The 13,572-nt window shown below is 73.5% G+C and carries 10 protein-coding genes; 7 read left to right on the forward strand and 3 right to left on the reverse strand.

Annotation, left to right across the window (positions count from 1 at the left end):
- The first annotated feature begins 418 nt into the window (after positions 1-418).
- Both WME83_RS25920 and WME83_RS25925 read left to right on the forward strand, forming a co-directional pair.
- Positions 419-1,153 (forward strand): hypothetical protein, encoded by a 735-nt coding sequence (locus WME83_RS25920; RefSeq protein ID WP_437312371.1) that lies wholly within the window; start codon positions 419-421, stop codon positions 1,151-1,153.
- A gap of 234 nt (positions 1,154-1,387) precedes the next feature.
- Complete coding sequence (locus WME83_RS25925) at positions 1,388-2,929, forward strand: Glu/Leu/Phe/Val family dehydrogenase (RefSeq protein ID WP_437312372.1); 1,542 nt, start codon at positions 1,388-1,390, stop codon at positions 2,927-2,929.
- Between the two features lie 101 nt (positions 2,930-3,030).
- On the opposite strand, the gene WME83_RS25930 is transcribed toward WME83_RS25925, so the two are convergent.
- Positions 3,031-4,995: a sigma 54-interacting transcriptional regulator gene (locus tag WME83_RS25930; protein WP_437312373.1), complete on the reverse strand. Its 1,965-nt coding sequence runs from the start codon at positions 4,993-4,995 to the stop codon at positions 3,031-3,033.
- 181 nt (positions 4,996-5,176) lie between these two features.
- Here WME83_RS25930 and WME83_RS25935 point away from each other — a divergent pair, with 181 nt between their 5' ends.
- Positions 5,177-5,491, forward strand: a complete 315-nt coding sequence (locus tag WME83_RS25935) for an Mpo1-like protein (protein WP_437312374.1) — start codon at positions 5,177-5,179, stop codon at positions 5,489-5,491.
- 350 nt (positions 5,492-5,841) lie between these two features.
- Positions 5,842-6,690 (forward strand): SDR family NAD(P)-dependent oxidoreductase, encoded by an 849-nt coding sequence (locus WME83_RS25940; protein WP_437312375.1) that lies wholly within the window; start codon positions 5,842-5,844, stop codon positions 6,688-6,690.
- Here WME83_RS25940 and WME83_RS25945 read toward each other — a convergent pair.
- Positions 6,668-8,896 carry a response regulator gene (locus tag WME83_RS25945; RefSeq protein ID WP_437312376.1) on the reverse strand — a complete coding sequence of 743 codons (2,229 nt, stop codon included), beginning with the start codon at positions 8,894-8,896 and terminating at the stop codon, positions 6,668-6,670. The genes WME83_RS25940 and WME83_RS25945 overlap by 23 nt on opposite strands.
- A 208-nt stretch (positions 8,897-9,104) precedes the next feature.
- Positions 9,105-9,956 (reverse strand): ferritin-like domain-containing protein, encoded by an 852-nt coding sequence (locus WME83_RS25950; RefSeq protein WP_437312377.1) that lies wholly within the window; start codon positions 9,954-9,956, stop codon positions 9,105-9,107.
- A gap of 359 nt (positions 9,957-10,315) precedes the next feature.
- Between WME83_RS25950 and WME83_RS25955 the strand changes: the two genes are divergently transcribed.
- The 3 genes from WME83_RS25955 to truD all read left to right on the forward strand — a co-directional run bounded on the left by WME83_RS25955 (position 10,316) and on the right by truD (position 13,551).
- Positions 10,316-11,875: an HAD-IG family 5'-nucleotidase gene (locus tag WME83_RS25955; RefSeq protein WP_437312378.1), complete on the forward strand. Its 1,560-nt coding sequence runs from the start codon at positions 10,316-10,318 to the stop codon at positions 11,873-11,875.
- Between the two features lie 50 nt (positions 11,876-11,925).
- The gene (locus WME83_RS25960; protein WP_437312379.1) at positions 11,926-12,252 is read left to right on the forward strand and encodes a hypothetical protein; all 327 of its coding nucleotides are present in this window, start codon (positions 11,926-11,928) and stop codon (positions 12,250-12,252) included.
- Positions 12,253-12,330: 78 nt separating this feature from the next.
- Complete coding sequence (truD, locus tag WME83_RS25965; protein ID WP_437312380.1) at positions 12,331-13,551, forward strand: tRNA pseudouridine(13) synthase TruD; 1,221 nt, start codon at positions 12,331-12,333, stop codon at positions 13,549-13,551.
- Positions 13,552-13,572: the final 21 nt, after the last annotated feature.

Raw genomic sequence — 13,572 nt, forward strand, 5'->3', positions numbered from 1 at the left:
GTCCGCAGCCCTCGATTGCAGAGATCGACCAGGTCTTCGGAAATGCGGTTTGCGGGGCCCGATAAAGCTGCAAGTCGGGTCGCCCTCGTCCCGTCCCGCCGCGCGCCGCGCGCCGCGGGCGCCCCGCTGCGCGCGTCGACATTTGCCTTTCTCCAGCGCCCGGGAGCCTCCCACATCGGCGCTGCGAGGCGGCCTCGGAGCGCGCCGGCGCGGCGGCGCTCGGGCGCGATGAAGCGGGGCAGAGCTCCCACACGGCGCGGATTCAGACAATGCACTTTCGCCGTCGCCGTCAGGCAGCCGCAGAGGGCCGACGCGGCAGGCTGTGCACACGCGCTGTCAGGCACGCAGCCTGCTCTCCACGCCGCTCAACATGACACCGCGGGTCTGACAGCCCTGGCGGGGCATGGAAGGAGGACGGATGGTTAGCTCGATCGATATGAAGATGGCGCAAGCGGCGATGCTCTTGTCTGCGTTGATGACCGGGTGCGCGGTCGGCGCGGTGACGCCCGAAGAGGCCGACTTGGAGCAGGCCGACGTCGACGTGGCGTCGAGCGAGCAGGCATTGGAGGGAGATACAGCGGGGGATACGGAGGAGACGCGGGGCGGCCTGCTCCCTCCCGGCAAGACCGATCTCGGCGGGCCGCTCGTTCAAGGCCCCATCGGCAAGGGCGTGCCCCTGGGCCCGCCGATTCAGGGCCCTAGCCAGGGTCCCATCGGCAAGGGCCCTGTCGGCCAGATCCCTGGCGGCATCCCCGGCGGGCCGTTCGACGGCATCCCCGGCGGGCCGTTCGGCGGCATCCCCGGCGGGGGCATCCCCGGCGGGCCGTTCGGCGGCCTCGGCGGGCCCTACGGCGGCCTCGGCGGGCCCTACGGCGGCCTCGGCGGGCTCGGGCCCTACGGCGGCCTCGGCGGGCTCGGTCCCTACGGCGGCCTCGGCGGCGGCTTCCCGGGCGGCGGCTTCGGCATCCCGGGCAGCGGCCTCGGCGGCGGCTTCCCGGGCGGCGGCTTCGGCATCCCGGGCGGCGGCCTCGGCGGCGGCTTCCCGGGCGGCGGCCTCGGCGGCGGCTTCCCGGGCGGCGGCTTCGGGTGGCCGGGCGGCGGCTTCGGCTCCCCGTACGGCGGCGGCGCGGCCCCCGGGATGTTCTCCCCCTGACGTCATGTCCTGACGGCGCCGGCCACGCTGCCGGTCGGGGACAGCGGTGACCGACGCGACGGGCCGCCGGAATCTCCGCGGGGAGCCGCACCAGCTCCCCGCGAGGCCGGCGGCCCGTGGTCGATCGACGTCTCTCGCGATCGCGCGCCCGCGCGGCGCGCTGGCTCGCTCGGCGCGCCGCGCGGGCGCTCGAAAGGTTGGACCCCCGCCGCGTGGACGAGGCAGCATAAGGCGATGGAAGACGCCCCCCTCCTAGAGCGCGAGCCGGAGACCAACATCTTCGGGGAGTCCATGGCGGTGTTTCACACGGCCGCGGACCTCATCGGCCTGGCCCCTCGCATCCGGCTGGAGCTCGAGCAGCCCGACTACGAGCACATCTTCTACATCACCACGCAGCTCCAGGACCGCCTCGTCCCCCTCCGCGGGGAGGCGGCCGCGACCTACGAGCGGCTCCCTGCCTCGGTGATCCCGAACCGCGCCGCCATCACCCCGCTCTTCAACGGCAAGCTCATCCTCCGCCCCGAGGCGCTCCGGAGCGGCTCGATCCACGTGCAGGACGGCGTGATCCGCCTCGCCGACCAGGGGCTTTACCGGATCCAGCCCGGCGGGTTCGTCCGCTTCAAGGCCTATCGGGTCCAGCACAACCAGGCGCGTGGGCCTTACAAGGGCGGGCTCCGCTTCCACAAGGCCGTGTCGCTCGACCTGTTTAACGCGCTCGCCGCCGAGATGACGTGGAAGACCGCCATCGCGCATGTCCCGTTCGGCGGCGCCAAGGGGGGTATTCGCATGGATCCGCGCGAGCACAGCAAGGAAGAGCTCGAGGCGATCTCGCTCCGGTACATGTACCGGCTGAAGCAGCTCATCGGGCCCAACGTCGACATCCCCGCGCCCGACGTGGGCACGAACGGCGAGGTGATGGCGTGGCTCCTGCGCCAGTACAGCGACGGCGAGCGCGAGCGGCACAACCACCGCGGCGTCGTCACGGGCAAGGACGTGCGCATCGGCGGCTCCGAGGGGCGCGTCAAGGCGACCGGCCAGGGGCTCGCGTACTGCATCGAGGAGTGGTACGCGCAGCGCGGCGCCTCGCCCGCCGGGGCGCGCTTCATCGTGCAGGGCTTCGGCAACGTCGGCTCCGCCGCGGCCGAGATCCTGTGCAGGATGGGCGCCCGGTGCGTCGCCGTGCAGGACGCCGACGGCGCGGTGTTCGACCCGAACGGCATCGACGTCGGCGCGCTGACGGCCTACGTCAACGAGAACCCGCAGAACCTCCGGCGGTCGGTCGCCGGCTACGCCGGGGCCCAGGCGATCGCGCGCGACGACTTCTGGAGCGTCGACGCGGAGATCTGCATCCCTGCAGCGCTCGGCGACGCCATCACCGGCGAGGTGGCCGAGCGGATCAAGGCGAAGCTCGTGGCCGAGGGCGCCAACCGCCCGACCACGACCGAGGGGGACAAGGTGCTGGCGGAGCGCGGCGTCAGCGTCATCCCCGACATCATCGGCAACGCGGGCGGCGTGACCGTCTCGTACTACGAGTGGATCCAGAACAAGCGCATGGAGCACTGGACCGAGGGCGAGGTGAACGCGCGCCTCGAGCGCGCCATCAAGAGCAACTACCGCCTGATCTGCGACATCGCTGAGGACCGGCCGCGCCGCACCGAAGATCACGACTCGACGGGGCTCGTCGTCGGCAAGCGCCTGCCGATGCGGCTCGCCGCGATGGTGCTCGCGCTCAAGCGCATCGAGGCGCACTACATGCTGGAAGGGTTCTCCCAGTAGGCGGCGCCTCCGGCCGCCGGACCGCAGCCGCCGCCCGCGGTCGGTCACCGGAGGAGCGCAGGCGCGCCCGTCGTCGACCCGGCGCCGGGCGCCGGGCGGCGCTACCGGGCGACGCCGTACCCGAGCTTCTTGATGCCGTAGACCTTGATCTTGTGCTGCAGCGTCCTGAGCGGCAGCTCCAGGCGCCGCGCCGCCTCCGTCTGGTTCCAGTCCGACGCGCGCAGCGCCTCGAGCAGGAGGTCGGCCTCGATCTGCTCCAGGCGCGTCTTGAGGCCGCCCGTCGAGGGGGCCGCCGACGACGCCGGCTCGGACACGCGCGAGGGCAGCGGCTCGGACGGGCGCTGGGACAGGGCTGGCAAGCCGGGGTCGGACGAGCGCGAGGGGTCGTGGGCGCGCGGCGGCGCGGACGGCGCGCTGTGCGCGGTCACCGCCGTGCGGATGCGCTCCGGGAGGTCGCGCGCCATGATCGCCTCGCCCTCGGCGATCACCACCGCCCGCTCGATCGCGTTGCGGAGCTCGCGCACGTTGCCGGGCCACGAGTAGCTCTTCAGCAGGGCCAGCGCCTCGGACGTGATCGACTGGACCCTGCTGAGGTTCGCCGCGTTCGCCTGCTGCAGGAAGCCCGCCGCGAGCGTCGCGATGTCGTCGCGGCGCGCGCGGAGCGGCGGGATGTTCAGCGTCATCGCGTTCAGCCGGTAGAGCAGATCGAGCCGGAACGTGCCCGCGTCGCACATCGCGTCGAGGTCGCGGTGCGTCGCCGCGATCACGCGGACGTCGACCTCGATCTCCTTGGTCGCGCCGACGCGCGTCACCCGCTTGGTCTCGAGCACGCGCAAGAGCGCGGCCTGCGCGGCCGCGGGCAGCTCGCCGATCTCGTCGAGCAGGACCGTGCCGCCGGCGGCCGCCTCGAAGACGCCCTTCTGCTGCTGGCTCGCCCCGGTGAAGGCGCCGCGCTCGTGGCCGAAGAGGGTGCTCTCGATGAGCAGCGCCGGGATCGCCCCGCAGTTCACGCAGATGAGCGGCTCGCCGCGGCGCGGGCTGCGGTCGTGGATGAACCTCGCGAGCACCTCCTTGCCCGTCCCGGTCTCGCCGCGCAGGAGCACCGGGATCGAGGAGCGCGCGGCCCGCAGCGCCACCTCGACGAGCGATCGCATGAGCGGGCTCTTCGTCGCGAGGACGTGGCCGTCGGCCTCCCACTGGCTCTCGGGCACCGCGCCCGCGGCGCCGTCCTCCTCGGGCGGCCGCGCGCCTTCGACCTTCGGCGCGACGTAGAGCAGCGCGCCCTCCGGGGCCGCGAGGTACACCGGCGCCGCGGGGCTCGCGCTGCGCGACGCCTCGTGGCTCACCTCGATGAGCTTGTCGATGGAGGTCGCGGCGTCGGGGAACACCGCGACGCCCGACACGAGCACGGGCTCGCCCTCGCGGCGCGCGACGATCGTCTTCGCGAGCTCCTCCGCGAGCTCGGGCGTGACCTCCGGGAGCAGGATCTCGAGGGTGTCGGCGCTGTAGAACGCGACGCGATCGACGGGCCGCAGCGCCTCGCGCACGCGGAGCCCCCAGTGGCGGAGGTGGCTCGCCTGGGCGCCGAGCGAGCGGACCACGACGAGCGCGAACTTCCGGCTGAAGAACCGGGACCGCACGATCTCGGCCTGCAGGGCGACGCGGAGCGCGTCGGAGCCCTCCAGGCCGAACGGCGGCAGCTCGCCGCCGGCGAGCACGTGCACCGACGCGACGATGCCGCCGAGCAGCACCTCGTCCCCGGCCTTGACCACGCCGCTCTCGACCCGCTGCCCCGAGATGCGCGTCCCGTTGCGCGAGCCGAGGTCCTCGACCACGACCTCGCCGCCCACGAGCGTGAAGCGCGCGTGCCGGCGCGAGATGCTCCTGTCGCGGATCACGACGTCGGCCGGGGGCTCCCTGCCGACGACGACGCCGACGCCGGGGCTCATCGGGGCCATCTCGACGCCGTCATGGTGGTAAACGAGCAAGAGGACACGCCGCTTCTCCGAGCGCGCGCCTTGGATGAGCTCCCCTGTCTTGACTGACAGCGGTGCAGTCGTCGCCATGGGACCGGTTCTTTGACCGCTCACACTGCCCAACTACGCCTCATTGCTCCAAGCGGCAACCGGGAAGCAACGGCGCGGCCGGTCTTCGACGAAAGCGCGGCTGGACGCCGGGCCCGCCTTCGCCGCCTTCGTCGCCTTCGCCGCCGGCGGCGCGGGCGCGGCAGCGTGGTAAGGTGGTCGCATGCTCCGTCTCAACGCCGAATGGACAGAGGTGCTCCGCCGTTACAAGGAAGACCACCAGGATCCGCGCAACCAGGCGTGTCACAAGGTCGGCATACCGCTCATCGTCGCGAGCTTCCCCGTGGGCGCCACCCTCATCGGCCTCCCGCTCGCGGCCGCGATGTTCGCGACCGGCTGGGGCTTCCAGTTCGCGGGCCACTATTTCGAGGGGAAGAAGCCCTCGTTCGTGGACGACAAACGGAGCCTGATCATCGGCGTGCTCTGGTGTCTCGAGAAATACGGCGTGCGCGTCTTCGAGGAGACGCCCGCCTCCTGACGCACCGCGCTACCCTCGGCGCCCCTCCCGTCCCGCGCGCAGCCGTCCGACGCGGACACACCGCCCGCCCAACTGCGGAAAATCTGGAAATTACCTACTTCACGCCCGTGCTGCGATGCGCCAACCTCGCTTGACGTGATGCGTGCATGGTCGTACCTGTGTCGCGGGCGGGGGGACGACGACTCTTCTCTTCGGGGTTTCCAGCGGGCATCGCGGCGCTCCGGCGTGCGCCGCTGAAGGCTCCTGTCGCCGATGCGCTCCCGGAGCGTCGTGACCGGCCCGCCGCCGCAGGCGATGAGATGGACGAGGACGGCGAGACGAGGAGACGGCAGATGGGGTGTGCGCAAAGCATGAGGGGGAAAGTCGCCGTGATCACCGGGGGGACCTCGGGCATCGGGCTCGCGACGGCATCCGCGCTGGCGCGGCAGGGCGCCCGGGTGACCGTGCTCTGCCGCAGGACCGGCTCCGAGGGCGCGAGGAAGCTCGCCGCGCTGAAGGTGCAGGGCGAGGTCCACCTCGTCGAGTGCGACCTCGGCCGGCTCGCGTCGGTGCGCGCCGCGGCCCGGCAGGTGGCCGACCGGTGCGGCGCCGTCCACCTGCTCGTGAACAACGCGGGGGTGTTCCTGCGCGAGCGCGCGGAGTCCGCGGACGGCCTCGAGATGACGTTCCAGGTGAACTACCTGTCGCATTTCCTGCTGTCGAACCTCCTGCTCGACCGGCTCAAGGCCGCGCGCGACGCGCGCGTGGTCAACCTGGTCGCGCCGGTGGACAGCATCCGGCTCGACTTCGACGACCTCATGTCGACGCGCTCCTATTCGTTCCTCGCCGCCTCCGCGCGGTCGAAGCTCGCGCTCGTGCTCGCGGCGCGGCGGCTCTCGGGCGCGCTCTCGGGCAGCGGGGCGCAGGTGCTCTGTTACTACCCCGGGCTCGTGCGGTCGGGGCTCTTCGACGGGACCTCGCGCGTGCTCAAGACGCTAATCGACGTCGTGGGCGCGACCCCGGCGCAGGCCGCCGCGAACCTCCTCGCGATCCTGGCCGACGCGCCGCCCGCCGAGGGCCCCGCCTTCTTCGAGCGGACCCGGGCGAGGCCCCTCAAGGGGATGGCGACCGACGCCGAGGCGGCCGCGCGGCTCTGGGACATGAGCGCGCGGCTCGCCGGCCTCACCCGCGCGGATGTCACCGGAGCCCCCGCTTCTTGAGGTCCGCCGCGAGCGAGGACTGCACGCGCCCGACCTCCCGGGCGATGGCCTGCACCGCCTCGGTCGCGCTCTCGATCGTCCCGGCGCGCGCCTCCCGATCGAGCCGCGCGCAGAGCTCCTTCAGGTTGAACGCCGCGAGCTTGTCGGCGCTCTCGTAGAGCGCCCAGGCGAGCCGCTCGAGCTCGCCGAGCGCGCCCCGCGCCGCGGCCTCGCTCATCGCGGCCACCCGGCTCGGCGCCTCCGTGAGGAAGAGCTCGGTCACCTCGCTGACGACATCGGGCAGGGCCGCGCGCAGCCCGGCCCGCGGCGGCCTGGACGACGCCGCGGCCTGGACGCGCGCCGACCCCGGCGGCGGCGGCGAGGGCGTGACCAGCGTCGGCGGCGGGAGCTCCACGCTCGGCGGCGCGCTCTCGGGGCGCACCGCCTCGTACGCGCCGGACCGCGACGCCGCGGCGAAGGTCCGCAGCGCGCGATCGACGTCGTCCTGCCTCAGCGGCTTCGACAGCGCGTCGTCCATCCCCGCCGCGAGGCACCGCTCCCGCGCGTCGCGCCCGGCGCTCGCCGTCATCGCGATGATCGGCGTCCGCCGGTCCGGCCGCTCGGCGCGGCGGATCTCCTCGGCCGCCGCGTAGCCGTCGAAGCCGGGCAGGTGGCAGTCCATCAGCACCGCGGCGTAGCCGCCGCGCCGCACCGCCTCGACGGCCGCGCGGCCGCTGTCCACCACGTCGGCGCGGTAGCCGCGCTTCTCGACCATGAACGCCGCGACCTTCTGGCTCACCGCGTTGTCGTCGACCACGAGCACCCTCGGGCGCGACGAGCTCCGCGGCTCGGACGTCGCCGCCCCCCGCCGCGACCTCGGCGCGTGCGCGCGCGCCCCGGCGGCCACGTGCTCCGGCGAGAGCCCCGCGAGCAGCCGCAGGCTCGAGTGCAGCTGCGCGCGCCGGATCGGCTTGATGAGCACCGAGTCGGCCTCGGCGCGGCTGGGCGCCTCCCTGCCGGGGTAGGTCATGAGCACGCTGCGCGCGGACGCGATCGCGGCGTCCGCCTTGATGCGCTGGAGCAGCATCAGCCCGTCGAGGTCGGCCAGCTCCAGGTCGATCAGCACCATGTCGTACGGCGCGCCCGCGCCCGCCGCCTCGCGCAGCGCGGCGAGCGCGGCGGCGCCGCTCTCCGAGGTGCGGCACGCGAGCCCGAGCTCCTCGATCAGCTTCTGCACCACGCGGCGCACCGAGCCGCTGTCGTCGACGACGAGCACCCGCTTGCCGGGCAGGTCGATGCGCGGGATGAGCGCGCGCTCCGGGCCGCGCCCGCGCCGCTCGAACGGCAGCACGAACGAGAACCCCCGGCGGCGCGCGCCGGCGTCCGGCGCGGCGCGGAGCTCGCCGCCCATCGCGGCGATGAGGCGCCTCGCGATCGCGACGCCGGGCGAAGCGCGCAGCTCCGCGGCGCGCGCGTCCTGCTCGGGCAGGGGCCGCGCAGCGCCGCCCGGCGCGCCCGCCCTCCCCGGCGCCTCCGCGCCGCCGGCGAGCCCCGCCGCGCCCGCGAAGCGCGCGTCGAAGAAGCGCACGTCGAAGCGCACCCGCGCGATCGCCCCCTCGGCCGCGCCCTCGGGCCCGCCCGGCGGATCGCCCTCCCGGCCCGCCTCCAGCGCGGCGCGCACCAGCACCTCGCCCCGGGGCGCCGCGCGGAGCGCGGCGGTCCCGACGCTCAGCAGGACCTGCCGCAGCCGCGCCGCGTCGCCGCGCACCGCGCCCGGCACCTCGGGCTCGACCTCGAGCACGAGCTCGGTCCTGTCGTCGTGCGCGCGATCGCCGAGCAGCTCCGCCGCGTCCTCGACGGTCCGGCGCAGGTCGAAGTCGACGCGGTCGACGTGCAGCCCGCGGCCGCCGGGCTGACCGAGATCGATGAGCTCGTCGATCATCGAGAGCACCACGTCGCCGCTGCTCCGGATGCGCCGCGCGAAGGCGCGCTGCTCCGGATCGAGCTCGGTGTCGAGCAGGAGGCCGCTGATGCCGACGATCCCGCTGAGGAGCGTCCGGATCTCGTGCCGCACCTGCGCGAGGACGCCCTCGTCCCCCTCCGCGTCGGCGAGCGCGGACGGCCACGCCCCCGGCTCGTGCGGCGCGAGCGCGCGCTCCGCGGAATCGCTGCTCCTCGTGGCCGGGCTGCCCTCTGGGCCGCTCCGGCGCTGCTCCTTGCCTGCCATCGACGCCCCGACTCGACCTTCCGCCCGCCCCGCGCGAGCCCACGACGCCGGAGTAAGAGTGTACTGCTTACAATGTTCCGGTGAAAAGTTTACCGTGGGTACTGGAACGACCGTCCGCCGCCATGGCGCGCATCGCGCCGCGTCGCGTCACGCCTCCTTGACGCACGGGCGTTCGCGCGTCTCGCGCGTCTCGCGCGTCTCGCGCGCGTCATGCGTCGCGCGCGCCGCCGAGCGCCGTCACGACGACGCGCTCGCGATCGACCGCGGCCTCCGCCGAGAGCACGCTGACGGCGGAGGGGTCGTCGGAGGACGCGAGCGCGCGCCGGCTGTGCCCGAACAGGCGCAGGAGCAGCTCCGGCGGGGCGAAGTCGAGGTCGCTCTCGTGGACGAAGAGCCGGCCGAGGTGCTCGGCGTAGGCGCCCGCGAGGACCCGGAACGGGATCCTGTCGAAGGCGAGCGCGCGCCGGCGGCTCGCGGCCGCGGAGCCGAGCAGCGCCGCGAAGAGCGTCGTGTAGATGGCGCGCAGCTTGAGGCGCATCGAGGGCGGGCTGCGCTTCAGCGCCTCGCGCAGGAAGTGGACGTTGAGCGGGACGTGGAACGACTCGTCGCGCGTCAGGATCGTGAGCATCTGCCGCACGGCCGGGTAGCGGGCTTCCCGCAGCGCGAGGCGGTACGTCGTCGAGCCGATGGTCTCGAACATGAGGTTCGTGAGCACGATCGTCTCGACCCGCTCCGCGCGGCCGTACAGGCGATAGAAGGTGCCGGTGACGCGGCCCATGGGCCGGACCTCGCCGCCGATGTGCGCGAGGAACTTCGTGAGCAGCTCGCGGTGCCACCCCTCCTCGTCGCCGTAGAGCCGCAGGCACTCGCCGAGCTCCGGGTCCCAGGCGCTCACCTCGTCGGCCAGGGCGTGGGCCTGCGTCAGGCCGGACTCCTCGGCGCGGAACGCGGCGTTGAAGAAGGCGATCGCCGCCTGGCGCTCGGCCTCGCTCTCCCACGGGATCGGCTGCGAGAGGTCGAGCTCTTCGTCGTACATCCGCTCCGCGCGGCGGCGCAGCATGCTGAGCCACCACGACGTGGGGCGCTGGACGGGGGGCTTGCGAGAGACCGGCTGGGGCGCTGCGAAAAGCATCGAAGGAGGTGCCCGTCGGCGACGGATGGGATCCGCCTCCGCGATCGCACGAGACGGGACCGGCGCGCACCATAGCGCAGTTTTTCGGCGCGGCGCACCAGGAGCGCGCGTGTGCGCCGGCGCCGGCGGAGGACGCCGGGCGGACGAGCGCCGCGCGCGACAGCGCGCGGTGAGGCTAGGCTAGGCTAGCCCAGGCGACGCGACGCGAAGCGTGACGCTGCGACGCGTTCGTCGAGGAGGCGCCCTTTGTATGCCTCCTGGGCGTGGGATACCATAGTCGACCCACTGTGTTCTTCGAGCAGCTCCAGCTCCCCCTCGGAGGGCTCACTCCCCAGACTGAGCCCACGCGCATCCCGCGGACCCGGCGCGTCTTCGTCAACCGCAACCTCAAGCTCGCGGGGATCGACTGGGTCGGGTTCGACATGGACTACACCCTGGCGATCTACAACCAGACCGAGATGGACAACCTCTCGATCCAGGGGACGGTCACGAAGCTCGCCGCGCGCGGTTACCCCGAGGATCTCCTGCGCGGCCTCCGCTACCCGATCCACTTCCCCATCCGCGGCCTGCTGATCGACAAGCGCTTCGGCCACGTGCTCAAGATGGACCGGTTCAAGGTGGTCCAGCGCGGGTACCACGGCCTGCGCGAGCTCACGAAGGAAGAGCTCCGGTCGCTCTACCAGCACCGCAAGATCCGGCCGAACACGGCCCGCTACCACTGGATCGACACGCTGTACGCGCTGAGCGAGGCCACGCTCTACGCCGGCATCGTCGACGCCCTCGAGGCGCGCGGCGTCCCGCTCGACTACGCGCGGCTCTTCACCGACATCCGCGAGTGCATCGACGAGGCGCACCGCGACGGCACCATCCTCGACGTCGTCCTCTCCGACCTGCCGCGCTTCGTCGAGCGCGACCCGAACCTCGCGCAGACGCTCCACAAGTTCCGCTCGGCGGGCAAGAAGCTCTTCCTGCTCACGAACTCGCGCTGGCCGTTCACCGAGAAGATGATGACGTACCTGCTCGGGGGCGCGATGCCCGAGTACCCGAGCTTCCGGCACTACTTCGACGTCATCGTGGTCGCCGCGCAGAAGCCGGCGTTCTTCCAGGAGCGCCGCCCGCTGCTCATCCGCGACGGCGCCGAGGTCCGCCCCGCCACGGCGCCGCTCGAGCGCGGCGCCATCTACGAGGGGGGCAACCTCCACGACTTCGAGAAGTTCCTGAACATCTCCGGCGATCGCGTCCTCTACGTGGGCGATCACATCTACGGCGACATCCTCCGCTCGAAGAAGGAGAGCGCGTGGCGCACGGCGATGATCATCCAGGAGATGGAGGCCGAGGTCGCCGCCCACGAGTCGTGCCGCCGCGAGCACATGGAGAGCGCGCTGCTCGAGGGGCGCCGCGAGGAGCTCGAGGACCAGCTCCGCTTCTACCAGCAGCGCTACAAGGACCTCACCCGCAAGATCGAGGAGGAGCAGCAGAAGAAGAACGGCTCGACGAACGGCGGCGGAGGCGCGCTGCACGCGGAGGCGGGCGGCGACCACGCCCCGATCGACTACGCGACGTCGTTCTACGAGGCCGAGCGCGGCCGCACGAAGCGCGCGGTCGAGCGCATCCGCGGCCAGCTCCGGGCCGTCGACGCCGAGGTCGGCAAGCTGGAGCGCGAGATCGCCCGCCGCTTCCACCCCTACTGGGGCTCGCTGCTCAAGGAGGCGAACGAGACGTCCAGCTTCGGCGATCAGGTCGAGGAGTACGCGTGCATCTACACGTCGCGCGTCTCCAACCTGCTCGCCTACTCGCCGCTGCAGTACTTCAGGAGCCCGCGCGACCTGATGCCGCACGAGCTCTGATCGCCAAGGCCGCCCGCGCCCGCGCGCGGCCGCCGCTCCAGGAGATCGCCATGAGCACCGTCAGCCTCCGCTCGCTGTTCCTCGCGCTCGCCGCCCCTGCCTCCCTCTTGCTCGTCGCCGGCGGCTGCGGCAAGCGGGCCTGCTTTCACTGGACCGAGCTCGAGGGGGCGTGCCCGTCCAGCGACGACGCGTACGTCTTCTTCCAGAACCCCGGGTGTCTGAGCTCGATCGAGTCGATCGACAGCGAGGGCGACTTCGACGGTGAGCTCTGCTGTTACGACGTCACCACGGTCGACACGGGCGACGAGGAGTGCACGCCCGGGCAGAACCCCGTGCCCGGCGGCGCCGGGGTGGGCGGCTTCGCCGGGCCCAGGTAGCGCCGCGCGCCCCGCGGCCCGCCCGCGCGCGCGCTCGCCGCTGGACGCCGGGGCGATTTCGGTCACGCTGGCGCTCCCATGACCACCACCGCCCGGCCCGCCGCGGCCCCCGCGGCCGCGGACCCGCCCGGCGACCTTCCCACGGCCGTGCTCCGGAGCTCGCCCGCGGATTTCGTCGTCGAAGAGCTCCCCGCCTACGCGCCGAGCGGCCGCGGCGAGCACGTGTTCGTGACCTTCCGCAAGACGGGGCGCACCACGCCCGACGCGGTGCGGGCCATCGCGCTCGCGCTCGGCGCCGACCCGGGCAGCGCCGGCTTCGCCGGCATGAAGGACCGGCACGCGATCACCACGCAGACCGCCTCCGTCCAGCTCCCGCTCGCGCGGGATCCCGCGCCGCTGCTCGATCAGGCCGAGCTGCCCGGGATCGAGATCCTCTCGGTCGCGCGCCACGACCACAAGCTCAAGCCGGGGCACCTCGTCGGCAACCGGTTCCGGATCACGCTCCGCGGCATCGCCCCCGCGGCGCTCCCGCTCGCCGAGCGCCGCCTCGCCGACATCGGCCGCGCCGGCGTGCCGAACGCGTTCGGGCCGCAGCGTTTCGGGAGGAACGGCGATAACCCCGAGCGCGCGCTCGCGTGGATCGCGGGCCGGGAGCGCGGGCCTCGCGACCGGCGCGAGCAGCGGCTGCTCTTCTCGGCGCTCCAGTCGCTCTGGTTCAACGAGGTGCTCGCGCGCCGCGAGGCGGACGGCACCTGGAGCACCGTGCTCCCCGGCGATCTCGCCAAGAAGCGCGACACCGGCGGGCTGTTCCTCGTGCCCCTCGAGGGCCCGGAGGTCGCGGACGCCGCGGCGCGCGCCGCCGCGCTCTCGATCTCGGCGACGGGCCCGATGTTCGGCCGGAAGATGCGCTGGCCCGAGGGCGCCCCGGGCGCGCTGGAGCTCGAGGTGCTCACGGCGGCGATCGGCGACCCCCGCAAGCTCGACGCGTTCGCCCACGCCGGGGAGGGCACGCGGCGCCCGCTGCGGCTGGAGGTGGACGGCCTCGCGGTGTCCCCCGCCGGGGAGGCGGCGATCGGCGGCGCGCCGGAGCCCGCGGGCGGTCCAGGCGCAGGGCAAGGAATTGTCGTCTCGTTTGTGCTACCGAAGGGCGGCTACGCGACCACCGTCCTTGGGCGAGTCTTTCGGCTCGTCGACGCCTCCGCCCCCCAGCCCTCCGTCGGCAGGCCGGGCGCGGCGGGCGCCCCCCCTCCGGAGGAGGAGGACGCAGTCGAGGAAGGGCAGCCCAGCGCCGGACCGTAGAACGTCTCGGCGCGGCCCCCA

The organism is Sorangium sp. So ce385 (assembly GCF_051474135.1).
Classification (GTDB): domain Bacteria; phylum Myxococcota_A; class Polyangia; order Polyangiales; family Polyangiaceae; genus Sorangium; species Sorangium cellulosum_D.